The following is a 23835-nucleotide window of genomic DNA, read 5'->3' as shown; positions in this document are numbered from 1 at the left end:
CAAAGGATGGCTTCCGTGACGTTCAAGGCTGAGTACATCTGGATCGACGGCACCGAGCCGACCGCCAAGCTCCGTTCGAAGACGAAGATCATGGCCGGCAGCCCGTCGCGGGACGTGGCCCGGCTGCCGATCTGGGGCTTCGACGGTTCGAGCACCAACCAGGCGGAGGGCCACGCCTCCGACCGGGTGCTGAAGCCGGTCTTCATCTGCCCGGACCCGATCCGCGGCGGCGAGGACGTCCTCGTGCTGTGCGAGGTCTTCGACATCGACATGTCGCCGCACGCGTCCAACACCCGTGCCGCGCTGCGCCCGGTGGCCGAGCGGTTCGCCGGCCAGGAGCCGATCTTCGGCATCGAGCAGGAGTACACCTTCTTCGACGGCCACCGGCCGCTCGGTTTCCCCGAGGGCGGCTTCCCGGCCGCGCAGGGCGGCTACTACTGCGGTGTCGGCGCCGACGAGATCTTCGGCCGCGAGATCGTCGAGAAGCACCTCGACAACTGTCTGCGGGCGGGCCTCGGCATCTGCGGCATCAACGCCGAGGTCATGCCCGGCCAGTGGGAGTTCCAGGTCGGCCCGCTGTCCCCGCTGGAGGTCTCCGACCAGCTGTGGATCGCCCGCTGGCTGCTGTACCGCACCGCCGAGGACTTCGACGTCTCCGCGACCCTCGACCCGAAGCCGGTCAAGGGCGACTGGAACGGCGCGGGCGCGCACACCAACTTCTCCACCAAGGCGATGCGCGAAGGACCTGAGGGCTATGCCGCGATCATCACGGCCTGCGAGTCACTGGGCGAGGGCTCGAAGCCGATGGACCACGTCAAGAACTACGGCGCGGGCATCGACGACCGGCTGACCGGTCTGCACGAGACCGCGGCGTGGAACGAGTACAGCTACGGTGTCTCCGATCGCGGCGCCTCGGTCCGTATCCCGTGGCAGGTCGAGCAGGACCGGAAGGGCTACATCGAGGACCGCCGCCCGAACGCCAACGTCGACCCGTACGTCGTCACGCGGCTGATCGTCGACACCTGCTGCGCCGCATTGGAGAAGGCCGACCAGGTCTGATCCCGGGCCGTTGTCAGTGGCCCGTGTCAGGGTTGGCGCATGCTCGGCATCAAGGTGGAGACCGAGAACTCCGAGAGGTCCGGTGACGTACGCGCAGGCATGGCAGTTGGTGGAGCGGCTGTGGCTGGAGCGGATCGAGGAGCAGCGGCAGTGGCCGGACGTGACCGACGCGGACCGGCTGAAGCGGGCGTTCGCCCGGCTGGACCGGGGCGGGATCACGGCGAGGGAGCATTTCACCTGCTGCCGGTCGTGCGGTGTCACCGAGATCCGGGGCGCCGGGCGTGAGGATGCGCGCGACTTCGTCTTCTTCCACACGCAGGGCACCGAGGGCGCCGCGTCCGGGCACGGCCTCGCGCTGTACTACGGGGGGTTCGACGGGGCGGCGGACGCGACCGCCGCCGTGGGCCGGGAGGTCGTCGAGGCGCTCGGCGACGCGGGGCTGACGGTGGAGTGGGACGGGTCGCCGGACCGGGCGATCGAGCTGACCGGGCTGGACTGGCGCAAGCGGCTGGTGGGTTGAGCGGGGCACCGGCCTCGGGCCGACGGGGGCACCGGCCCGTCGGCCGCGGCGGCCCGGGGTGAGGAAGGTAACGCAAAGGGTCCGTATCGACGGGTGGGAGAGGTCTGCTGCGCCGTCGCGTTCTCTGGTTCAATGGGGGCATGGTCGGCATCCAGTACACCTCGACAGGTCGCAGCGACCTCGAACCGTTCTGGCCTTCCCGTCAGCATCATGACTTCGACCGGGTGTGTTGCCGCGCGTTGAACGCGCAGGCCCTCTAAAGCCGCTCACCCGGCCTTCGGTCCGCGCGCACGCAAGCAAGTCCGTCCCTCGACGACTCCTTCGCGCGAAAGAGCTGACCCTCATGGCGAACACTCGTACCTTCTCCGCCGCAGCCGCCGTCACCCCGGCGCCTTCGGCGACCGCTGCGGCCACCACCTCCGCCCGCTCCCTCTCCCCCAACCGCCACCGGCTGCGTGCCGTCGACCCCGACGAGGTCGTCCAGCTGGCCGATGTGGCCGGGTTCCTGCCGCCGGGTGCCACCTGGCTGCCCGCACCCCAGCACACCGTTCCGGCGCTGCCGGGCCGGCCGCCGATGATCGGCTACCTGGTGCTCGTACCGGCCGACCAGCAGCCCGCCGTCACGGCGGCAGCCGCCGCGGCCGCCCAGTACGTGGTGCCGACGCCGGTGGAGGACCCGGCCACCGGTCCGGTGCGCATCGACCCCGTGCAGCGCGCCGCGACGGTGGACGGCAACATCCTCGACCTCACCTTCCTGGAGTTCGAGCTGCTCGCCCATCTGGTCGCACACCCGCACCGGGTGCACACCCGCGACCAGTTGGTGACCACGGTCTGGGGCTACGGGCACGTGGGCGACGGGCGCACCGTCGACGTCCACGTCGCCCGGCTGCGCCGCAAGCTGGGCGCCGAGCACCGCCGGTCGATCCAGACGGTGCGGCGCGTCGGCTACAAGTACGCCCCCTGACAGCGCTGAAGCCGTGCGGAGCGGCCCCGGTCCGGTGGGTAGCGGACCGGGGCCGCTCCGCGTCCCGGGGCCGTCGGTCAGCCGCGCGTCCCCGACGTCACCAGCGCCTCGGACGTGCCCGTCTCCGGCTCGCCGTGCTCCAGGCCCGGCAGCCGGGCCAGTCCGCGCGGGGTACGCCAGTTCCGCTCCCCCAGCAGCGCCATCACCGAGGGCAGCAGGATCATCCGTACGATCGTGGCGTCCAGCAGTACCGCGACGGCGAGGCCGACGCCCATCTGCTGCATGTCCTGCATCGACAGCGTCCCGAAGACCGCGAACACCGCGACCATGATCACCGCGGCACCGGTCACCGCGCCCGCCGTCGCCCGGATGCCCTCGTCGATCGCGGCCCGGGTGTGCAGACCGCGGTCGCGGGCCTCACGGATCCGGGAGACCACGAACACGTGGTAGTCCATGGAGAGTCCGAACAGGACGACCAGGACGAACAGCGGAATCCAGGCCTCGATCGCGCCGACCCCCTCCGAACCGATCAGCGAGGCCCCCCAGCCGTGCTGGAAGACGGCGACCATCACTCCGTACGCGGCGGCCACGGAGAGCAGGTTGAGCAGGATCGAGGTCACGGCGATGACGTACGAGCGGAAGCAGAACAGCATCAGCAGGAAGGTCACCGCCGTGATGAAGACGAAGACGGGGACGATGCCGCGCTTCAGCTGGTCGTTGAAGTCGACGGACCCGGCGATCTCCCCGGTCACGTACACCTGGGCGCCCGTCCCGTCGAACGCGGCGGGCAGCCGCTCCTCGCGCAGTTCGGCGAGGTCGGCCGCGCCGCCGGGGAGCGGTACCTCGATCTCGGCGACGTTCCGCGTCCGGTGGACGGTCACCTTGTCGAAGCCGCCGAGCGCCTCGCGCAGCGCGGGTGCCTCGATGTTGTCGGCCTTGACCACCACGTGTGCCGGAGCGGGGCCGCCGGGGAAGTTCTCGTTGATCTGCCGGTAGGCGACCGAGAGCTGCGAGTCGGAGCCGAACTGCTTCTCCAGGCCCAGCTGTTCGGTCTTCATGCCGAGGGCGGGCGCGGCCAGGGCGAGCAGGACGACGACCGAGGCGACCGCGAAGACCTTCGGCCTGGACAGGACCGGCCTGAGTACCGTGCCGGCGAATCCGCCACTCGTGCGTGCGCGCCGGCCCCCTCGCCTGCCGAGGAGAGGCACACGTCCGGCGTCGATCCGGTCACCCAGCCAGGACAGCAGCGCGGGCAGCACCGTCACCGAACCCAGCATCGCGATGAGGACCACGGTGATCGTGGCGAGGGCGAAGCCCTTGAACAGCATCAGTCCGGAGAGGAACATGCCGGCCATCGCGACCATGACCGTGAGCCCGGAGACGAGCACGGCCCGGCCGCTGGTCGCCGCCGCGATCCGCAGCGCCGTTTCGGCGTCGCGTCCCGCCGCCCGCTCGTCGCGCTCGCGCCGCAGGTAGAAGAGGCAGTAGTCGACACCGACGGCGAAGCCCATCAGGAACATCACGGAGTACGTGGTCTGGAACAGGTGCAGTTGGTGGCTGGCGAGCGACAGCAGCCCGAAGGCGGCCATGCACGCCGTCAGTGCCAGCCCGACCGGGAGCAGCGCCGCGACGACGGCCCCGAAGGCGACCAGCAGAATGCCCAGGGCCAGGGGTACGGCGGTGAATTCTGCCTTCTTGAAGTCCTCGGCGAGCAGGTCGCCGAGCCACTTCCCGGCGCTGGCCTCGCCGAACTGGTGGATGGTGACGTCGGGGTGGTCCGCCCGGACACCGGACACGGCGTCGAGCACGGGCTGCACCCTGTCCGGCGCGGTCGCCGCGTCGCCCTTCAGGTCAAAGGTGATCAGTGCGTCCTTGCCGTCCTTGGAGGGGATCGGCCCCGCGAGGTTCGCCACCTCACCGGTCCTGCCGATGGCCGCGGAGACGTCTTGGGCGGCGCCCCGCCAGTCACCCGCCTTCGTGGTGGACACCATGACCAGCTCGCCGGCGGGCTGTCCGAGCCCGGCGTCGTCGAGGATCTGCTCGGCCCGCGCCGAATCACCCGCGGCGTTCTCCGCGTCGGACATCTCGACCAGACCGGATGCGCCGCCGATGCCCGCGGCGAGCACGACGAAGAGAAGCCAGCCGAGAACAGCGGTTTTGCGGTGGTGTGCACTCCACACACCGATGCGTGCCGCGAGGTTGCGCCTCATGGCGTGTTCGCCCCCAGAAGTCAGAAGGAAGGGAAAGGCAGTCGACGCCGAACGCGTCGCTGACGGACGCTGATGAATCTAGGAAGGGTCAGCCGTCCGCCCCAGCCGTCGAAGCCCCCTCCGGCGGAGCCGTAGGGCGAGGCCGGCGGGGTGGTGCTGGGTACACCCCGCCCGGGTGGCGAAACGGCTGACGTCCGGGGAGCCGGCCGGGTGAGACTGTCTTCGGACGGGTCCGGCAGGAGGGCCCGGCGAGGAGAGACGGACCGAGATGAACGCGATACGAACCCGGACACGGGGTGCGCTGCTGGCAGCCTGGCGGGGCGTCGTGGTGTCGATCGCCAGCCTGATCGGGTCGATCACCCTCTTCGTGTGGGCCGTGCTCTCCATCGCCTTCATCCCGCTGGGCATCGGCCTGGTCACCACCCCCTATGTGCTGGAGCTGGTCCGCAAGCACGCCAACCGGCGCCGACTGCTCGCGGTCACCTGGTGCGACGTCCGCATTCCGGTCCCGTACCGCCCCTTCCCGAAGGATGTGCGCTCCGGCTTCACCGGACAGGTGGAGCGGACGACGCTGATGCTGAAGGACCCGGCGACCTGGCGTGACATCCAGTGGCTGCTGGTCGACATGACCGCCGGCTATCTGGTGGCGGTCCTGGCCTCCGCGCTGCTGGTGTACCCGGTGGAGGGCTTCGTCCTGGCGGCCGGGTTGTGGCGGGTCTTCACCGACGACCGTTACTGGTACGCGTTCGTACCGGTCGACAGCCAGGCGACGGGCCTTGCCGCCGCCGCGCTCGGTGTGGTGTTCTTCGCGATCGGTCTGCTGGTCGGCCAACCGCTGCTGCGGCTGCACTTCGTGATCGCCCGCTCGATGCTGGCCCCCACCCAAGAGCAGGAGCTGGCCCGGCGCATCGACCGGCTGACCGAGACGCGGCACGAGGCCGTGGACACCGCCGCCTCCGAACTGCGGCGCATCGAGCGGGACCTGCACGACGGGGCGCAGGCCCGGCTGGTCGCCATGGGCATGAACCTGGGCACCGTGGAGGCGCTCATCGAGAAGGACCCGGCGCAGGCGAAGAAGCTCCTGGCCATGGCCCGCGAGTCGTCGGCCGAAGCCCTCACGGAGCTGCGCGATCTGGTCCGCGGCATCCACCCGCCGGTCCTCGCCGAGCGCGGACTGGGGGACGCGGTCAAGGCGTTGGCGCTGCGGCTGCCGATCGAGTCGGAGGTCCGGGTGGAGCTGAGCGGACGGGCGGACGCCGCGGTCGAGTCGGCGGCGTACTTCGCGGTGAGCGAGACGCTGACCAACACCGCCAAGCACTCGGGGGCCGACCGGATCTGGGTGGACATCCACCACGCGGACGCGTTGCTGCGGGTCACCGTCACGGACAACGGCAAGGGCGGTGCCGCGGTCGGAGCCGGCTCGGGTCTGAGCGGAATCGAACGCCGACTCGGTACATTCGACGGCATCATGGCCGTCAGCAGCCCCGCGGGCGGTCCCACCATGGTGACCATGGAGATCCCTTGCGAGTTGTCCTAGCCGAAGATCTCTTCCTGCTGCGCGACGGCCTGGTCCGGCTGCTGGAGGCGTACGACTTCGAGATCGCGGCAGCTGTGGAGACCGGGCCCGAACTGACCCGGGCCCTGGCCGAGTCGGCGCCGGACGTCGCGGTCGTCGACGTCCGGCTTCCGCCGTCGCACACGGACGAGGGCCTGCAGTGCGCGCTGGCGGCCCGGCGGGCCAGGCCGGGGCTGCCGGTGCTCGTGCTCTCGCAGCACGTGGAGCAGTTGTACGCACGTGAGCTGCTGGCGGACGGCAACGGCGGCATCGGCTATCTGCTCAAGGACCGGGTCTTCGACGCCGACCAGTTCATCGACGCGGTACGCAGGGTCGCCGCGGGCGGCACCGCGATGGACCCGCAGGTGATCTCGCAGCTGCTGTCGCGGCGCGCGCAGGACAAGCCGATGGGCGGGCTGACCCCGCGTGAGCTGGAGGTCATGGAGCTGATGGCCCAGGGCCGTTCCAACGCGGCGATCGCCTCGCAGATGGTGATCACGGAGCGGGCGGTGGCCAAGCACACCTCGAACATCTTCGGGAAGCTCGGCCTGCCGCCGTCCGACGACGACAACCGCCGCGTTCTCGCGGTGCTCGCCTACCTCGACCGGGGCTGAACCGGGCCCGCGGCCGTGGGCCGCGCAGTCCCCATGGGGTGCGCGGCCCCGGCGGTCACGGCGCCGTGGTCAGGTGCAGTGTCGTCGCCCCCGGATGCGGTGTCGCCCGGGACTCCAGCACCTTCACCCGTACCGAGGTGGCGGTGACCGGAGCGGCCAGGGGCAGGATGCGGCGGTGACCGATCGTCGTCCCCTCGGCGATCCGCTGCCAGGTCCCACCGATCCGGGCCTCCACGGCGAACCTCTCCACCCGCTGCCCGTGCCGGATGTCCTCACGGACGGCGACCCGGTCGAAGGTGTACGGGGCCGGGCCCTGCTTGCGCACGTCGGTGCCGTAGATCCGGCGTACGTCGGAACCGAAGGCGGTCAGTGACGCGACATCGGCGTCGTCGATCCGGCCGTCCTTGCCCGGCGGGACGTTGAGCAACAGGGAGGCATTGCGGCCGACGCTCTTCTCGTACAGATTCATCAACTGCGCAGGCGTCTTGGGCTTCTCGTTCGGGTGGTGGAACCAGCCGGGCCTGATCGAGACGTCGGCCTCGGCCGGGTACCACTGCAGGTAGTTGACGGCCGGGTCGAGGATCCTGGCCCGGGAGCCGATGTCGGGGTCGGTCGAGTCGTTGGGGAGGCTGCCGAGTCCGGTCCACGGGTCGGTGACGTGCGGGGTGACGCTCCACTCGGTCTCGCGGGCGATGCCGCTCTCGTTGCCGACCCAGCGCACGCCCTGCGGGCCCTGGAAGACGACGGTGTTCGGCGAGAGCGCCTTGACCATGTCGAACCACTGCTTGACGTCGTACTTCTGGGTGATGCCGGAGCCGGACCAGGGGTTGGCGCCGTCCAGCCAGAGTTCCTCGATCGGCCCGTACTGGGTGAAGAGTTCGTAGAGCTGGTTGAGGTAGTACGCGTCGTAGTCGTCGGCCATCACCGTGAAGGTGGGCAGCTTGCCGCGCTCGACCGCGGCGGCCCGGTCGTCGCCGGGGACGAGGGTGGGAATGGTGCGCCGGGTGACCGCGCTGCCGTTGCCGAAGCGGCCCTCACCCGCCGGGGCGCGGTCGCCGTCCTCCAGGGCCATGCGCTCGGGCAGGCTGAGCGGCTTGCCCTCGGCCTGCTTCTCGCGGATCGAGTCGACCCACTGCGCGTGCCAGGCGTGCGGGAGTTCGGCGCCGTCGGAGGGCGAGAGGTAGAGCCCGACCTTCAGGCCCGCCTTGCGGGCGGCCTTCACGTACGCGGCCACGACATCGGGGCTGCCGGGGCTGAGCGCGACCGAGTGGTCGGTGTACCGGCTCGGGTAGAGCACGAAGCCGTCGTGGTGCTTGGCGGTGAGCATGACCTGCTCGACACCGGCGGCCTTGTAGGCGCGCATCCACTGGTCGGCGTCGATGGCCTTGGGGGCGAAGAGTTTCTCGTCCTCCGTGCCGGAGCCCCACTCGCGGCCGGTGAACGTGTTCATCCCGAAATGCGTGAAGGCGGTGACCTCCCGCTGCTGCCAGGCGAGTTGGCCGCGGGTGGGAACGATGTTCGCGGCCTTCTCGATGATCCGGTACGGGCTGTCGCAGGACTCGACGGTCATCTGCGAGGCGGGTCTCACGGGCGCGGTGCACGGGGTGCCCGGTGGCGCAGACCGCTGGTTCGCGGGCTGCTGCGCGACGGCCTGTACGGGGACGAGCGCGGCGGCCGCCGCCAGTGCGAGCGCACTGAGCACACGGGTACGTCGTGCCATGGTTCCCTCCCATTCCCGGCCAGCATTGGTCGGATCTCTTGGGTGTCGACGTGCGCATGCTGCCGCACGAAACGGCTCACGGGAAGGGCGCGCACAACATACATCCCATCTCTCGCCCCTAAAGTCCAAGCGTGGAACCCGGGCCGGGACCGGATCCCGGCACCCGCGCCCGCGCCCGCCTCAGTCGCCGAACCAGCCCGGCACGTCCAGCCGGAACGCACCCGCGGGCACCATCGCGCGCAGATCGTCCTCCAGTGCGCGCACCCGGCCCTCGCCGAGCGCCCGGACCCATTCGGCACGCAGCCGGTCGAAGCCCTCGGCCGATGCGACCAGGACGTCGACGCCCCGCGCCGTCAGCCGGACCAGCTTGCGCCGGCCGTCGCGGGGGTCGTCGACGCGCTCCACGTAACCGAGCCCCTCCAGCTTCTCGACGGTCTTGCCCGCGGCCTGTTTGGAGACCCCGAGCCGTCGGCCGATCTCGCTGGCCGTCGCCCCGTCACGGCCGACGGCCTGGAGCGCGAAACCGTACGCGGGCCGCACATCGGGGTGGCCCCGCTCGGCGAGCTCACGGTGCAACTCGTCGATGATCGACCGGAATCCGGCGAACATCAGCAGGGGCAGCTCGAAGCCCGCCCCGGCGCCCGCGGACGACCGGCCCGCCGCCCCGGCTCTCGGTTCAGTCATTGCAAAACTCGACAACCTGGTTTACTTTTTCGTCAATCACGTTGTCGAGTTTAACGTGAGCACCCACGGTGAGAGCCCACCACGAGAGGTCACCCATGCCCATGCCCATGCCCACGTTCCCCGACCACACCCTCGAATCCGCCCCGCCCGCCGCCCGCCGCGCCATGGAGGCGGTGTCGCGGAAACAGGGCTACCTGCCCTCCGCGGTCGCCCGGCTCGCCTCGTCCCCCGAACTGCTCGACGGCTTCCTGAAGATCAGCGCGCTCTTCGAGTCGACCACCCTGGACCCGCTCTCCCGCGAGGCCCTGATCATGACGATGGCGGTCCGCAACGAGTGCCACGTCTGCGTGGCGATGCACAGCGCGAAGCTCACCGCCCTCGACGCCGGCCCCGAGGTGCTCGCCGCGCTGCGCGAGCAGCGCGTGGTCCCGGACGAACGGCTGGAAGCGATACGGCAGTTCACTCTGTCCGTGATCGCGACGGCCGGAGCCGTGGACGACGGGACGCTCCAGGCGTTCCTGGCCCACGGGTACACCGCCCGCAACGCCCTCGAAGTGGTCCTGGGCATCGGTGCGTACACGATGTCGACGCTGGGCAACCGGATGACGGGGGCGTCGCTGGATCCCCACATGGCCGCCTTCGCCTGATCCTTGGCCGCCGCCTCTCTCCCCTCAGGGAGAGGCGGCCCGGCCCCCGTGGCCGCGACGGCGGCCCTCCCACCCGGTTGCGGCGGCCGAACGTCTGGATCGGGGCGAACCGCCGCACACCCCATTGCCCACCCCTTCCCCCGTCATTGAGTTGCGCACCGCACACACCTGTTGTCGCATGTGCCCGGACGCCGCGTGCGCGCATGCGCCGGGGCACACCGTGACGCGCCGGGGTGACCATCGCACGATTCGCTCGTTCTGCCGATCGTGCGCCCACTGCCCGAGGTATCTTCCGCAGCCGCCCCTGCCGGGGCGGCGCAGGCCGCGCTCGTCGCGCACTATCCGCGGCTGGTCCGGCTCGGCTATCTCGTGCTGTCGCCGTCCCTCGGCAGCCATCGCCGCGTTCTGACGGCGCACACGCTGGCCCAGCGGTCGCTGTTGTCGGTGCGCCGGGAAGGGGGTGCGGCCGAGGACCGCGTCCCGCTTCCGCGCCGGCCCGGCGGCCCGGCAGAGGATCCGTCCTACGCCCATGTCCGGGGGCGGGTGCTGCGTGCGGCGCTGGCGGCGGGCCGTCCATGGCACCGCGTCCCACTGCCGCCGCTCCTCCCGCTGGTGTGGGGGCTGCGGCTGTTGCCGCACTCGGGCGGATCGGACGAACTCGCCCTGGAGCACGCCCTGTCGACGTTGTCCGGTCCCGGGCGCGCCGCCCATGTCCTGCGCGGCCTGGAGCGGCTGGCCGACGCCGAGGTACGGCGGGTGCTGGCGGCTGCCGGGGTGGCGGACCCGCATGCGGCGCTCGCGGAGGCGGACGGCGTGTCGGCGCCGTACGCGCTCCTCGCGTCCCCGGAGTTCGATCCCTGTTCGCTCCAGGCCCGCCCGCCGGATCTGCCGCGCCGTCGCCGGCGCGCGAAGGCAGCGGTGGCGGCCGTCGCCGCGCTGCTGGTGTGTGCGGCACTGCTGGGGCTGCCGGGCGGCGGCTGGGGACGCGGCACGTCGCCCGCGGCGCCGCGCGCCCGTCAGGCCTCCGCCGCACAGACCCCGGATCCCGGCGCGTTGGGCCGGGTGCCGACGACGTACTGGCGGCGCTCGCCCCGTACCGACTTCAGCTCCTGGCCCACCCGGGGTGACCGCGCCCGGGACCTCCGGCTGCTGCGCCGCGCGCTCACCGCGTGGGCGCGGCCGGACGGCGCGGTGCGCGTGTCGGCGACCGCGGGCACTCCCACGGGTCCGCCGATGGGCGCTCCTCAGCTGCTGTACGCGGGCGGGGTGGGCCGGGCGACGGTGGTGCTGTTCTACGACGGGCTGCGCGTCGTGCGGTACGCGGAACCGCGCGATGCCGCTCCGGCCGTGGGCGCGGCGCTCGACTTCGCCCGGGTCGACAGTGCCGACAGGGCCTCGGCGGGCGCCCTGGTCGCGGGCCGTACGGGCAACCGGATCCGCTACCTCACCGCGCCCTGGGTGCGTGCGGTGTCCGTACGGAATCTGCTCGCTCCGGGCGGCGGCGCGCGGCCCCTGCGCCGCACCGCCGACGGCCTGACCGCCGCGCTGAGGAGCACGGTCATGGCCCGGAGCTGTCGTGTCTGGGACGCGATCGAACTGCGGGACGGCTCGACGACCCGGCTGATGACGGATCTCGGCGAACTGACCCCCGTCCGACTGACGTCGGGCCCACCGTCCGCACCGCACGATGTCGAGGGGCGGGCGGAGCGGGACAGTTGGGCGCGGACCGCCTGCCTGCTGCCGGCGGTCCGCTCGCACGGTGTGCGAGCGGTGAACTCCTGGCAGTACGCCGAGCAGCCGCTGCCCGAGGGCAACGGCTCGGCGCGCTGGCTGTGCACCAGGGCGGAGACCTGGCGGGGCGCCGGGAGCCGGGTGTTCGCCCAGTTCCAGGCCCCGTCGGCCCCGTCCGTGGCGACGGGCGGGCCGCCCGGAGCGGTCGCGGCCCGTGCCGAGGACTCACCGGCGTGCGGAACGCGCGATCCGCGGGTGCTGGCCGGGGTGCTGTGGAAGTCGCACGGCGGCCACTGGTACGTACTGGCCGCGGGTAGCGAGCAGTTCGTCTCGTTGACCACGTCGGGCGGGGTGGAGGGGAGGTCCGACAGCCGGTTCCTCGCCGTACCCGCCGCGGCGGGCGACCGGGCACGGCTGCACGGGACACTGGCGGACGGCGACCGGATGGGCGCCCTGCGCTGACGGCCCCGAACTCCCGGGGAGGGCCGGGAATTTCCACGCACGCCTCTGTTCCCGTGGCTTACCCATCAGTACATTGACATCATGTCTAACACGCAGCCGGCGCCGGTCGCGTCCGAGCGGGCGCACCTCATGGCCCGCAAGGTCTCCTTCGCCTGGGAGAAGACGCCCTTGCACTGGGTGCCGGGCGATCCGTTCACCACGCACACCATCAATGTGCTCCATCTGCTGCTGCCCGCCGGGGAGCGATGGTTCATCCATGTGTACCGGCAGGTGCTGCCGTACATCCATGACGAGCAGCTGCGCCGGGACGTCATCGGGTTCATCGGCCAGGAAGCCGTGCACTCCCAGGCGCACGACGACGTCCTGCCGCGTCTGAAGGAGCTCGGTCTCGATCCGACGCCGTACACCGCGCAGGTCGACTGGTTCTTCGAGAAGCTGCTGGGCGACCGGACGCTGCCGCCGGGCCGGGCGCGCAGGTGGTGGCTCATGGAGCGGGTGGCGACGATCGCGGCGATCGAGCACTACACCGCCTTCCTGGGCGACTGGGTGCTGAACGCCGACGAGTTGGACCGGCGCGGCGCCGATCCGACGATGCTGGACCTGCTGCGCTGGCACGGCGCGGAGGAGGTCGAGCACCGCTCGGTCGCGTTCGACGTGTTCATGCATGTCGACGGCAGCTACCGGCGGCGGGTACGGACCTGGGCCACGGCGTTCACCGCACTGCTCTTCTTCTGGCAGCGCGGCACGCGTTTCTTCATGGAGAACGACCCGACCCTGCTGCACGGCAAGGCCTCGTTCAAGGACTTCTACACCAGCGGCAGGCGCGGCACTCTGCCCGCGACGGGTGATCTGCTGCGCTCCATCCCCCGCTACCTGAGCCATGCCTACCACCCCTCGCAGGAGGGCAGCACCGCCCAGGCCGTCGACTATCTCGCCCAGTCGCCCGCGGCCACGGCCGCCGAGGCCCGTACGACGGGAACCAGCTGACCATGCCGCTCCCCCTGCCCCGCCTGCGCACCGCCGTCCTCGTCACCGGCGCCGCACTGACGGACTCGGAACGGGACGATTCGATGCTGATCTGCGTGTCGCGGTGCCGGGGTAAACGGCTGGTGCTGGACCTTTGACGGCGGATGGCCGGATGTCGCCCGGCGCGGTGGGCCGCCCCGGCCCGCCCCCTCCCCCACGGCCCCCACTCGGTACGCTGTCCACCATGACGACCGGGGTGCGGCGCAGGATGGGCGTCGAGGAGCGCAGGCAGCAGCTGATCGGTGTCGCGCTGGAACTGTTCAGTCACCGCTCCCCGGACGAGGTGTCGATCGACGAGATCGCGGCCGCCGCCGGGATCTCGCGGCCGTTGGTCTACCACTACTTCCCGGGAAAGCAGAGCCTGTACGAGGCGGCGCTGCGACGGGCGGCCGACGAGCTGGCGACGCGGTTCGTGGAGCCGCGCGAAGGCCCCCTCGGGGAACGGCTGTTGAGGGTGATGGGCCGGTTCTTCGACTTCGTCGACGAACACGGGCCGGGATTCTCGGCACTGATGCGGGGCGGACCCGCGGTCGGGTCATCGGCGGCCAACGCGATGATCGACGGGGTGCGGCAGGCTGCGTACGAGCAGATCCTGGCCCATCTGGGGGTCGAGGATCCCCCGGCGCGGCTGGAGTTGGTCGTGCGCTCCTGGGTGTCACTGGCCGAGTCGACGGCGCTGATCTGGCTGGACGGGCGGCAGATCGCGCGCGAGGAGCTGGAGTTGCAGCTGGTGCACGACTTCGCGGCGCTGGCCGCGGTGAGTGCCGCGTACAGCACGGAGATGGCGGGCGTCGTGCTGCGGGTCCTCGGGCAGGAACCGGCGGACGGGCCGTTCGGGGAGCTGTTGAAGCGGCTCTCCGCGCTGGCACCCGCCGTGCCGGGCGTTCCCGTGCAGCGACTGCCGTAAGGGCTGTCCCGTAACCCCTGGCCGGGACGGCCCTCAGCTGAGCAGTTCGCCCTGGAGCGCGGCCGCCAGGCCGACCTCCGCGTTGTCCGTCCGGCCCCGGTCGAAGGCGCGCTGATAGGCGGCGTCGCCGACCGCCGCACGGGCCTGGCGTTCGCACGCCTCGCGCAACGGGCCCAGTTCCGGGGTGCCGCGCTGCGGGTGGCCGACCATGCGCCAGTAGACCTGTCCCGTGCCGTACACCCGGGCGGCGCGGGCGCCCGCGCCCTGGGCGGCGATCGCCGCGGCCAGGATGTCCAGGCCGAGCGCGATACCGAAGCTGTCGCGCATGCGGTGCTTGCCCGCGAGCATCGAGCGCGCGTAGGAGGCGGAGGATTCGGCGTCGCCCCGCAGCAGGGCGATCAGGGCGAGTTGGTAGTCCACGTAGCTGCGGGTCCAGCACTCGTCCTGGGCCTCGCAGGCCGCACGCAGGGCCATGGCCGCCTTCACCGCCTCGTCCAGCCGTCCCAGGCTGGTCAGCGCGAAGACCGTGATCAGGTGGCAGCGCAGCCGGTAGGCCGATTCGAGCGGGGTGGCGGCGCCGGTGGTGCGCAACACCCGGTCGACCTGGCGCAGACTCGCCTCGGGGCGGCCGGTCATCAGATGCGTGAGCCCGCACAGATAGGCGGCGGCGAGGATGCCTTCGTCGGTCCCGTCGTGCGCCGCCGACCGGGTGCACTCCCTGCCCAGGCGCCGGGCTGCCGGGTAGTCGCCCTGGAGCATGACGGTGATGCCCAGCACCCACAGGACGCGGGTGCGGTGGGGGCCCTCGGCCGGTCCGACGTCCAGGGCGCGCTGCGCGTATTCACGGGTCTGCGGCAGATGGCCGCAGCAGCACCAGAAGAAGCCGATCCGGCCCGCCATCTCCTGGGCGGCCGCGGTGTCGTGGGCCAGCAGGTGGTCGAGGGCGGCGCACAGGTCGGCGTGCGACTCGGCGATGCGGTGGTACCAGAAGATCTGGTCGTCGCCGGTCCAGCCCGCGTGGGCGTAGCGGGCCAGGCCGAGGAAGCAGGCGGCGTGCCGGTCGGCGGCGGCCCGTTCCTCGCCGAGTTCGGCGAGCCACATCCGTCCGTACTCGCGGATGGTGTTGAGCATCCGGTGGCGCGCGCCGTCCCGTCTGACGACGGACTTGGCGACCAGGCCGTTCAGCGCCTCGGTCACACCGTCCGCGGTGAGCGGCCCCTCGGCGCAGATCTCGCGGGCCGCCGCCTCGTCGAAGTCGCCGCGCAGGACAGTCAGCCGCGCCCAGAGCAGCCGCTCCAGCGGGGTGCACAGCTCATGGCTCCAGCCGATGGCGGTCCGCAGTGCGCGGTGGCGCGGCGGCCAGGCCGACGCGTCGGTCGGTACGTCGAAACGGGAGCCGATCCTTACGGCCACCTGCTCGACGGTGTCCCGGCCCAGGGCTCCGGCCGCGAGCTCGATGGCGAGCGGAATGCCTTCGAGACGGCGGCAGAGCTCTTCGGCGGCCTCGGCGTTGCCCGGCGCGTCGAGGGCCTGCCGGGGAGCCGCCGCGGCCGCCCGGTCCCGGAACAGGGCCAGTGCGTCACCGGCGCCCTCGACGGACAGCGGTTGCACCTCGACGAGCCGTTCGCCCCTGATGCCCAGGGGCTGCCGGCTGGTCGCCAGCACGGTGAGGCCCGGTGACGTGGTGAGGATCTCGCCGAGCAGATGCGCGCACGCGGAGCGCAGGTGCTCGCACGAGTCGAGGACCAGCAGCAGTTCCTTGTCGGCGAGCCATTCGCACAGCGCGTCGATGGGCGTGCGCAGGGTGTGGTCGGAGAGCCCGACGGCGTCGGAGACGGTCGCGATGAGCAGTCCGTCGTCGTGGAGCGGGGAGAGGTCCGCCCACCAGGCTCCGTCGCGGTGTGCGGGCGCCGCCTGCCGGGCCGCACGGACCGCGAGCCTGGTCTTGCCGACGCCGCCGCTGCCGGTGAGGGTGGTCAGCCGGTGCGTGGCGAGGGTGTGTTCGAGCCGGGCAAGTTCCGCTTTCCGTCCGACAAAGCTCGTTCTCTCCTCGGGAATGTTGCTCGCCATGGTCACCGTCGCCGAAAACAGATGGACCGGCCGGTCCCGGCCCCTGGTTCCGTACGGTTCAGGCATGGGAGGAACCTGACGTACCGGAGAGGGGGCCGGGACCGGCCGGGGGTGGGAGGGCGCGCCCGGAAGTGCGGTACTGCGGCACTCCCGGACGGCTGCTGCCTCCCAACGTAGACCGTCGCGGCTCAGTTCAGGGAAAACACCGCCACTGTGCGTCCCGGGACGGTGAAGCTTCCCGAACTCCGCTCATACGTGGACTTCTTCACGGTAGGGTCCGCGCCCGCGGCCTGGACGGAATGCAGGGCGTACCGCTTCCCCGCCAGACCGGTGATCCGCTGGGTCTCGGTGCCGGGGGCCGCGTTGAGGACGACCACCAGCCTGCCGAGCCGCATGGTGATCACCCCCGGCGTCTCGTCCTTCCCGGAGAGCGGGAAGGACAGAGTGGACTGCACCTGCCCGGTGGTGGCGAGATCGAAGTCCTTCTCCGTCGCCCGGATGGTGAGCAGGTCCCGGTAGGCGGCCGATGCGCCGTCGATCTGCGCGCACCCCGGCCTGAGCGCGGCGTCCGCCAGCAGCGGCCGTGCGAAGGACCACTTGGACGCGTTGTCGGCGGCCGGCGGCAGCCCGCGGCCGAAGCCGTTGCCGTCGCGGCAGTCCCAGTGCAGGGCGTTGAACCAGTCGCCGCTGTCGTAGGAGTTGCGGTCCAGGGACTTGGAGCGCAGCAGGTCGGTGCCCGCCTGGGAGAGCGAGGGGCCCTGCGAGAGGGCGGCCGTCGCCATCGCCAGCACCTGCATGCGGGCCCGGTCCGCCGCCGGGGTGCCCGCCGGGAGCTTGAAGGCGAGTGCGTCGTACAGCGACTCGTTGTCGTGGGCGTCCGCGTAGGCGAGGGCGTCGCCGGGGGCCGCGGCGTATCCGGCGGGGGCGCCGTTGTAGTCGACGCCGGACCCCTTGACGGTCCTCCCGGAGGAGTCGGTGAAGGTGTAGTCGGCGAGGTTGCCGGTGAGGCCGACCTTGATCAGGTCCTGGTAGTGGAGCAGCCGGGCCTTCTGTTCGGCCTTCGTGCCGTTGGCCGTCGAGGTGTTGGGGTCGGTGTAGAGGCCGGTGGCGAAGCCCTGCACGCCCGGGTCCTCGTCGAAGGGGCTGCCGCCTCGGACGGCGTCGCGGGCCCGGTCGGAGAAGGTGGCGATGCCGGTGCCGGCCATGTTCTTCTGGGTGGCCTGGACGAAGCGGGTGTCGTCGGCGATCTCACCGAAGTTCCAGCCCTCCCCGTACAGGATGATCTTCTTCCCGTCGACGCCGTCCTTCGCCGGGGTCAGCGCGTCCAGCGCCTTGCGGACGGCGAGGATGTTGGCCTTGGGGTGGTGGCCCATGAGGTCGAAGCGGAAGCCGTCGACCTTGTACTCCTTGGCCCAGGTGACGACCGAGTCCACGACGAGCTTGCCCATCATGGTGTTCTCGGGCGCGGTGTTGGCGCAGCAGGTGGAGGTGGCGACGGTGCCGTCGTCCAGCAGCCGCTGGTAGTAGCCGGGCACGATCCGGTCGAGTACGGACTTGTCGTCCTGGCCGGCGGCGACGGTGTGGTTGTAGACGACGTCCATGACGGTCCGCAGGCCCGCGCCGTTCAGCCCCTGGACCATCTGCCGGAACTCGACGGTGCGCCGGGTGCCGTTCGGGTCGGAGGCGTAACTGCCCTCCGGGACGGTGTAGTGCAGCGGGTCGTAGCCCCAGTTGAAGCCGTCCCGCGCCGCGGCCTTCGCGACGCAGGCCTGCTGCTCCTCGGAGTCGGGGGCGTACACGGACAGGTCGCAGTCCGGTTTCCGCTGGTCGGACTTCTTCTCGGGAACGGTGCCGATGTCGAAGGCGGGCAGCAGGTGGACGTAGCTCGTGCCGGCGTCGGCGAGCCGCTTGAGGTGCCGCATCCCGTCGGAGCGGGTGTCGGTGAAGGCGAGATACTCGCCGGGATGCTTCGAGGTGCGGTCCGCGATCGAGAAGTCACGGATGTGCAGCTCCTGGATCCCGGCGTCGCGCAGCGGGACGGCGGCGGGCTTCCGCAGCCCGGACCAGCCCTTCGGCGCGAGGTCCGGATCGTCGAGGTCGACGACGAGGCTGCGGGCGGAGTCCGTGGTCAGGGCGGTGGAGTAGGGGTCGGTGACCCGGTTGGTGACCATCTTGCCGACGGTGGGCGCCCAGACGTCGACCACATAGCGGTAGGGCTCGCCCGTCCACTTCTTCGTGCCCGTGACGGACCAGACACCGGTGCGGTCGTCCCGGCGCATCGGGACGCTTCGGCCGTCGAGTTCGAGGGCGACGGTACGGGCGGTGGGCGCCCAGACGGACAGCGTGGGGCGGCCGTGGTCGAAGACCGGTCCGAGCCGGGCGGTGGCCGCGTTCTTCCCGTAGAGGTCGTCGAGCACCCCCGCGCTCTGTACGCCGGTGGCGGCGAGCAGGGCGCCGTTGGCGGCGCGCTGGGTGGCGATCAGCTGGCCGCGCAGCGCCTCGCGCACCCGGTCCCGGTCCCGGACGTCGACGGTGAACGCCGGGTAGTCCTTGAGGTGCGGGTACTTCGCCTTCTGCGCGTCGGTCAGCGCGGATGGCGTGAGCCGCAGCCACTGCCCCTCGTCGGAGAGCGCCCCGTCGACGACGGAGATGCCCCCGTCCTTCGCGTGAACGAGCTGCTGGCTGGTGGCTTCGGTGGCCTTCACCTTCCACACGACGGTGTCGGAGTCGATCCACTGCGCCTCGGCCTCGGACAGGTCGGGCGTGGGTACGCCGCCGGTCTGCGGCAGCAGATAGCCGGGGGTGGCGCCGAGCATCCACACCTCGTGCCCGTAGGTGGCGAGGTCGAGCGACTGGTCGCTCGGCAGGTCCTTCTCGTCGCCCTTGTGCAGGATGTAGCCGAGCGAGGTGGCGCCGTCGGTCAGCGGGACCTCGAAGGTGACGCCGGAGGCGTCCTTCCTGACCGGCTGGAGCGGTTTGGCCCAGTCGGTGGGGTTCTTGGCGCCGGTCCAGGTGTGCAGCCCCCAGCCGTCGTAGTCGCCGTCGGCCCAGTAGTAGTGCAGTACGGCCTTGGTGGTGTCCTGCGGCGGGTAGGCACCTGCGGGCGCCTCGTCCGCCTGGCCGTCCTTGCCCTGCTCGATCCAGACCTGTCCGGTCCTCGCGAGGTCGACGGTGCGCTGCGGACCGTCGGCGGTGCCGGACTTCTCCACGGTGTACGGGAGGGAGGAGGCGCCCTCGGCGAGCTTGACCCAGGCGAAGGCTCCGTAGGCGTCGCGCCCGGTGAACGCGGCGGCCTCGTCGCCCGCCTTGAGCTGCCAGCCGTCGTAGTCACCGTCCGCGCGCCGGTAGTGGACGACGGCGTAGTCGCGTTCGACCGCGACGGGCTTCTCGGCGACGGGTGGCTGCCCGGCCGTGGACGAGGCGAGGGCACTCGCGGTCCGGCCGGCGCGGTCGACGACAACGGCCTTGTACCGCAGGGGTGTTCCGGCGGCGACCGTGTCGCCCACGGTCTGGGTGACCCGGTACGGGGCGTGGTCGGCGGAACCGAGGGTGACCCACTTCCCGTTGCCCGTCCGAGCGGCGAAGACCACGCGGTTGAGCTGTCCGCCGTCGACGTCCGCGGAGATCTCGACGGTGCCGGTGGCTCCGGCGGCCGGGGCCTTGAGGGTGATCGAGGGCTTGGCGGCGGGCTCGCCCATCGTCTTCTCGGCGCGCAGGACGAGGCTGGACAGGGCGGGCACCGTCACGGTGACCTTCTTGTCGGCGCCGCTGCGTACCGTTCCCGAACCCCCGTACAGCGTATGGAAGTTCATATCGGCGGACGCGGTGGGAAGCTCGACGGTCCTCGGCCCGGTGCCGTTGTTCGTGGCGACGACGTACTCGTGTCCCTGCTCGGGGTCCGTACGGGAGAAGGCGTGGACGGGGCCTTCGGCGTACCGCTCCGTCTGGACGCCGTCGCGCAGTGCCGGGTTCTTCCTGGTGAGCTCGGAGAGCGCGGCGATGTTCCGGTACAGGGGGTGGCTCGTGTCGTACGCGTCGGAGGCATGGGTGCGGTCGGTACCCAGCTCGTCGTCGTCGAGGTAGTCGGGGGTCTTCGAGGCGAACATGGTCTGGCGGGCGTCCTTGTCGCCGCCCGCGCCGGTGAAGCCCTGTTCGTCGCCGTAGTAGACGACGGGGTTGCCCCGGCCGAGGAACATCAACTCGTTGGCGAGCCGGGCCCGCTGGAGCAGTTCCGCGTCGTCCGCCTTCGGGTTGTCCTGCTTGAGGAACGACCCGATGCGGCCCATGTCGTGGTTGCCGAGGAAGGTGACCTGCTCGTAGGCGTTGGCCTTGTCGGTGGTGTAGCGGTAGTCGTCGGCGAAGACGGCCGCGAGCTTCGAGGCGGGTGCGCCCTGCGAGGCGTACTGCCGGGCCGCTTCCTGGAACGGGAAGTCGAGCGTCGCGTCGAGCCGGCCCTGCGTGACGTACGGCGAGGTGATCGCGGTGTCGGCGGAGTAGACCTCGCCGAACATGAAGAAGTCCTTGCGCCCGTGCCGGGCCGCGTAGGTGTCCAGTGCCGTCGCCCACTGGGTCCAGAAGTCCAGGTCGACGTGTTTGACGGTGTCGATCCGGAAGCCGTCGATGTCGAAGTCCCGGACCCACTTCTCGTAGATCTTCTCCATGCCGGAGACGACCTCGGGCCGCTCGGTCCACAGGTCGTCGAGCCCGGAGAAGTCGCCGTACGTGGTGGACTCGCCGGCGTAGGTCGAGTCGCCGCGGTTGTGGTACATCGTCGGGTCGTTGAGCCAGGACGGGACCTTGGTCCCGGTGTTCCGGGGGGTGTACGGGAACGAGTCCGCGTCCACCTTCGCCAGGCCCTTGCCGTCGTCGAACGGGCGGCCGTCCCGGTCCAGGTACGGGTAGGCGCCCTTGGGCCGGTAGCCGTAGGTCTTCTCGGCGTAGTCGACGGTGTCCGCGGTGTGGTTGGTGATGACGTCGAAGAAGACCTTCATGCCCTTGCGGTGGGCCTTGTCGATGAGCTTCGACAGGTCGGCGTTGGTGCCGAAGTGCGGGTCGACCTGGGTGAAGTCGGTGATCCAGTAGCCGTGGTAGCCGGCCGACGCGTCCTTACCCGTGCCCTGGACGGGGCGGTTCTTGAAGATCGGGGCGAGCCAGATGGCGGTGGTGCCGAGGCCCTTGATGTAGTCGAGCCGCTCGGTCAGCCCCTTGAGGTCGCCGCCCTGGTAGAAGCCCTTGTCCGTGGGGTCGTAGCCGGTCTCCAGGCGCGAACCGGTGAGCCCGCCGCGGTCGTTGGAGGTGTCCCCGTTGGCGAACCGGTCGGGCATGACGAAGTAGAACTGCTCACGCGTCAGATCGTGACGGGCGGGCTCGGCCGCCAGCCGGGCGTCCGAGGGCGGGCCCGGGGGTCTCGGCGCGGCGGACGCGGATGCCGCCGGGACGACGGGGAGGAGCGCGGCGCAGAGTGCGGCCACGGCTCCCCGTCCGAGGGTGGAACGGGACACGGGCAAGGTCTCCTTGTGTGCGGGGTGGGGATCTCGGGGCGGGCGGGACTGCCGGGCGGCGGGGGCGGCCACCCCGATGCGGCCCGGCCCGTCCGCCGGTCCGGGGCGCCGCGGGTGGGCCCCGGACCGGCCTTTGACGTCAGCTGCGCCAGACGTCGCCCGTCAGCGTCGCCCTGCCGGACGACGGAACGGTCGCGGTGCGGTTCGCGCCGCTCTCCCAGGTGACGTTGCCGCTCGCGTCCTTGCGGAGGTACTTGTACTCGAACGAGGTTCCCGCGGGCATGTCCACATCGAGCTTCCAGACCGGGTACGTCGCCGGGTCGAGCTTGAGCGCGCTGCCGGTGTTCCAGTTGCCGAGGGCCGACTGGTTGCCGGTGACGTAGATGTTCTGGCCGAGCTGGGTCGTGGCGTCGACGCCGAAGGAGGCGCCGGAGGTGCCGGTGCCGGGCTCCGTGGTGCCGCCGCCCGCGCAGGTACGGGCGTTCACCTGCAGCGCGACGGCCGTGTCGGCGCCCAGCGTCGCGGTGAACCGGCCCGAGCCGTCGACCGTGACGCCCTTGCCGGACTGGATGTCGCAGTAGTCACCGGCGGGCAGCGACGTCTGGAACGTACGGGTCAGCGAGGAGCCCTCGTGGTTGATCGCGACATACGCCTTGGAGCCGCGGCCGAACGCGATCCGGTCGCCGCCGTTGTCCCACCAGTCGGTGACGGACTCGCCGCGGGCGGTGTTGCGGAAGCCCACCATGGAGGAGATCTCGCGCCAGGCGTGCTGGCACTTCCAGCCGTCGCTGTAACAGGCTTTCACCGTACCGCCATTGGGCGGGCCTGCGTCCTTGTCGGACCACTCGTAGCCGGAGTGGACGTCGGGCGAGCCGTACGGCCAGGCCAGCATGAAGACACTGGCGAGGGTGTAGTCGGCGCCGTCCTTGTAGTTCAGCGTGTCGCCACCGCGCTCGGTGTCGTGGTTGTCGACGAAGACCGCGGCCTTCGAGGACGGCATGAAGCCCCAGCCCTCGCCGAAGTTCTTCAGGTGGGCGAGGTTCTCGTTGTTGAAGACCTGCTTGAGGCCGCGGGCGTACCGGAACTCCTGTACGTCCCCGGTGCCGGTGTACTCGTCGGGCGAGACGGCCTCGCCCGCCCCGAAGATCGCCTCCTGCTTCCAGTAGGCGTTCGGGTTGCTCAGCCGCGACTTGATGTTGGCGAGGTCGGCGGCAGGCATGTGCTTGGCGGCGTCGATGCGGAAGCCGTCGACGCCGAGGGAGAGGAGGTCGTCGAGGTAGCCGGCGATCCTGCCGCGGACGTACTCCTCGCCGGTGTCCAGGTCGGCGAGGCCGACGAGTTCGCAGTTCTGGACGTTGGCCCGGTCCTGGTAGTTGCTGATCTGCGCCGTGCAGTCGTCCATGTCGGGCGCGGAGTACACACCGGGGTAGTTGTACTTGGTGTACGAGGATCCGCCGGTTCCGGTACCAGATCCCGCCGTCATGTGGTTGATGACGGAGTCGGCGACGACCTTGACTCCGGCGCTGTGGCAGGTGTTGATCATGCGGGCGAAGGACGCGCGGTCGCCGAGCCGGCCGGCGATCTTGTAGCTGACCGGTTGGTACGAGGTCCACCACTGACTGCCCTGGATGTGTTCCTGGGGCGGCGAGACCTGTACATAGCCGTAGCCGGCCGGACCGAGGGAGTCCGTGCAGGCCTTGGCCACGGAGTCGAACTTCCACTCGAAGAGGACGGCTGTGACGTCCTTGTCACCCGGCGTGGACGCCTGGGCGGTCGTGGTGGGGGCCACCAGGGCGGCGGCGCCCGCTATCAGGGCGAGCGCCGCGGACAGTGGTCTGCGTGCCATGCTTCCTCCTGCTGTGGGGGGAAATGCGGGTGACGGTGCAGCCTCACGTGGCAACGCGCCCTGCCCTCAAGGCTTCTGAAGGTTCTTGCTGCAAGAATGCAAACCTTGCCGCAGCGCAGACCGTACGATCCCGCCCGGTCCCGGTCAACCCTTTGGACACCGTCCGCTTACATCCACGAAATCCAGCGGTTTTCTTACTGCAAGGACTTACGCAACACATTGCAGCGCTGTTACGTTTGTCCCGACTCCGGTCCGGTCGGCCGGGGGTTCCGGCGACCCCGGGGCCCCACGCGCCCGGCCGGCCGGGCCGGTCACGGAC

The 23835-nt window shown here is 71.1% G+C and carries 15 protein-coding genes and 1 pseudogene; 10 read left to right on the top strand and 6 right to left on the bottom strand.

What is annotated here, in order from left to right; translation table 11 throughout:
* Positions 1-15: 15 nt before the first annotated feature.
* From glnII to ABZ826_RS16290, 3 genes and pseudogenes are all read left to right on the top strand, one after another.
* Positions 16-1059 (top strand): glutamine synthetase, encoded by a 1044-nt coding sequence (gene glnII, locus ABZ826_RS16300; protein ID WP_361447647.1) that lies wholly within the window; start codon positions 16-18, stop codon positions 1057-1059.
* A 79-nt stretch (positions 1060-1138) separates the two neighbouring features.
* Positions 1139-1579: pseudogene (locus ABZ826_RS16295) on the top strand (hypothetical protein); the annotation flags it as partial.
* Between the two features lie 343 nt (positions 1580-1922).
* A complete protein-coding gene (locus tag ABZ826_RS16290) occupies positions 1923-2543 on the top strand; it encodes a winged helix-turn-helix domain-containing protein (RefSeq protein ID WP_361447645.1) in 621 nt (206 codons plus the stop codon).
* Between the two features lie 77 nt (positions 2544-2620).
* Here the strand turns inward: ABZ826_RS16290 and ABZ826_RS16285 are convergent, their stop codons facing one another.
* Positions 2621-4753 (bottom strand): MMPL family transporter, encoded by a 2133-nt coding sequence (locus ABZ826_RS16285; RefSeq protein WP_361447644.1) that lies wholly within the window; start codon positions 4751-4753, stop codon positions 2621-2623.
* A gap of 268 nt (positions 4754-5021) precedes the next feature.
* On the opposite strand from ABZ826_RS16285, the gene ABZ826_RS16280 reads away from it, so the two are divergent.
* Both ABZ826_RS16280 and ABZ826_RS16275 read left to right on the top strand, forming a co-directional pair.
* On the top strand, positions 5022-6290 hold the full coding sequence (locus ABZ826_RS16280; RefSeq protein ID WP_361447642.1) for a sensor domain-containing protein: 1269 nt from the start codon (positions 5022-5024) through the stop codon (positions 6288-6290).
* Complete coding sequence (locus ABZ826_RS16275; protein ID WP_361447640.1) at positions 6275-6922, top strand: response regulator transcription factor; 648 nt, start codon at positions 6275-6277, stop codon at positions 6920-6922. Before ABZ826_RS16280 ends, ABZ826_RS16275 begins: the two co-directional genes overlap by 16 nt.
* Before the next feature lie 55 nt (positions 6923-6977).
* On the opposite strand, the gene ABZ826_RS16270 is transcribed toward ABZ826_RS16275, so the two are convergent.
* The gene (locus ABZ826_RS16270; protein WP_361447638.1) at positions 6978-8642 is read right to left on the bottom strand and encodes an alpha-L-fucosidase; all 1665 of its coding nucleotides are present in this window, start codon (positions 8640-8642) and stop codon (positions 6978-6980) included.
* A 180-nt stretch (positions 8643-8822) separates the two neighbouring features.
* Positions 8823-9326, bottom strand: a complete 504-nt coding sequence (locus tag ABZ826_RS16265) for a MarR family transcriptional regulator (RefSeq protein ID WP_361447636.1) — start codon at positions 9324-9326, stop codon at positions 8823-8825.
* A 101-nt stretch (positions 9327-9427) separates the two neighbouring features.
* Between ABZ826_RS16265 and ABZ826_RS16260 the strand changes: the two genes are divergently transcribed.
* From ABZ826_RS16260 to ABZ826_RS16240, 5 genes are all read left to right on the top strand, one after another.
* Positions 9428-9973: a carboxymuconolactone decarboxylase family protein gene (locus tag ABZ826_RS16260; RefSeq protein ID WP_361447634.1), complete on the top strand. Its 546-nt coding sequence runs from the start codon at positions 9428-9430 to the stop codon at positions 9971-9973.
* Between the two features lie 267 nt (positions 9974-10240).
* Positions 10241-12166 carry a hypothetical protein gene (locus ABZ826_RS16255; RefSeq protein ID WP_361447632.1) on the top strand — a complete coding sequence of 642 codons (1926 nt, stop codon included), beginning with the start codon at positions 10241-10243 and terminating at the stop codon, positions 12164-12166.
* An 81-nt stretch (positions 12167-12247) separates the two neighbouring features.
* Positions 12248-13153 (top strand): metal-dependent hydrolase, encoded by a 906-nt coding sequence (locus ABZ826_RS16250; protein WP_361447630.1) that lies wholly within the window; start codon positions 12248-12250, stop codon positions 13151-13153.
* Between the two features lie 2 nt (positions 13154-13155).
* Entirely contained in the window at positions 13156-13290 is a 135-nt protein-coding gene (locus tag ABZ826_RS16245) for a hypothetical protein (RefSeq protein WP_361447751.1), read from the top strand.
* 86 nt (positions 13291-13376) lie between these two features.
* Positions 13377-14099: a TetR/AcrR family transcriptional regulator gene (locus ABZ826_RS16240; protein ID WP_361447628.1), complete on the top strand. Its 723-nt coding sequence runs from the start codon at positions 13377-13379 to the stop codon at positions 14097-14099.
* A 33-nt stretch (positions 14100-14132) separates the two neighbouring features.
* On the opposite strand, the gene ABZ826_RS16235 is transcribed toward ABZ826_RS16240, so the two are convergent.
* From ABZ826_RS16235 to ABZ826_RS16225, 3 genes are all read right to left on the bottom strand, one after another.
* Positions 14133-16169, bottom strand: coding sequence for an NB-ARC domain-containing protein (locus tag ABZ826_RS16235; RefSeq protein ID WP_361447742.1), 2037 nt, complete (start codon positions 16167-16169; stop codon positions 14133-14135).
* 188 nt (positions 16170-16357) lie between these two features.
* Entirely contained in the window at positions 16358-21670 is a 5313-nt protein-coding gene (gene pulA / locus ABZ826_RS16230) for a pullulanase-type alpha-1,6-glucosidase (protein ID WP_361447626.1), read from the bottom strand.
* 139 nt (positions 21671-21809) lie between these two features.
* Positions 21810-23516 (bottom strand): carbohydrate-binding module family 20 domain-containing protein, encoded by a 1707-nt coding sequence (locus ABZ826_RS16225; protein WP_361447624.1) that lies wholly within the window; start codon positions 23514-23516, stop codon positions 21810-21812.
* Between the last annotated feature and the right edge of the window lie 319 nt (positions 23517-23835).

The organism is Streptomyces sp. NPDC047515 (assembly GCF_040643055.1).
Taxonomy (GTDB): domain Bacteria; phylum Actinomycetota; class Actinomycetes; order Streptomycetales; family Streptomycetaceae; genus Streptomyces.
This window is presented reverse-complemented; position numbering and strand designations above follow the sequence as displayed.

Excerpts from the sequence above, each read along its gene's own strand:
- ABZ826_RS16290 (WP_361447645.1), top strand. The coding sequence starts at position 1,923 with ATGGCGAACACTCGTACCTTCTCCGCCGCAGCCGCCGTCACCCCGGCG.
- ABZ826_RS16285 (WP_361447644.1), bottom strand. The coding sequence starts at position 4,753 with ATGAGGCGCAACCTCGCGGCACGCATCGGTGTGTGGAGTGCACACCAC.
- ABZ826_RS16280 (WP_361447642.1), top strand. The coding sequence starts at position 5,022 with ATGAACGCGATACGAACCCGGACACGGGGTGCGCTGCTGGCAGCCTGG.
- ABZ826_RS16270 (WP_361447638.1), bottom strand. The coding sequence starts at position 8,642 with ATGGCACGACGTACCCGTGTGCTCAGTGCGCTCGCACTGGCGGCGGCC.
- ABZ826_RS16265 (WP_361447636.1), bottom strand. The coding sequence starts at position 9,326 with ATGACTGAACCGAGAGCCGGGGCGGCGGGCCGGTCGTCCGCGGGCGCC.
- ABZ826_RS16260 (WP_361447634.1), top strand. The coding sequence starts at position 9,428 with ATGCCCATGCCCACGTTCCCCGACCACACCCTCGAATCCGCCCCGCCC.
- ABZ826_RS16250 (WP_361447630.1), top strand. The coding sequence starts at position 12,248 with ATGTCTAACACGCAGCCGGCGCCGGTCGCGTCCGAGCGGGCGCACCTC.
- ABZ826_RS16245 (WP_361447751.1), top strand. The coding sequence starts at position 13,156 with ATGCCGCTCCCCCTGCCCCGCCTGCGCACCGCCGTCCTCGTCACCGGC.
- ABZ826_RS16240 (WP_361447628.1), top strand. The coding sequence starts at position 13,377 with ATGACGACCGGGGTGCGGCGCAGGATGGGCGTCGAGGAGCGCAGGCAG.
- ABZ826_RS16235 (WP_361447742.1), bottom strand. The coding sequence starts at position 16,169 with ATGGCGAGCAACATTCCCGAGGAGAGAACGAGCTTTGTCGGACGGAAA.
- ABZ826_RS16225 (WP_361447624.1), bottom strand. The coding sequence starts at position 23,516 with ATGGCACGCAGACCACTGTCCGCGGCGCTCGCCCTGATAGCGGGCGCC.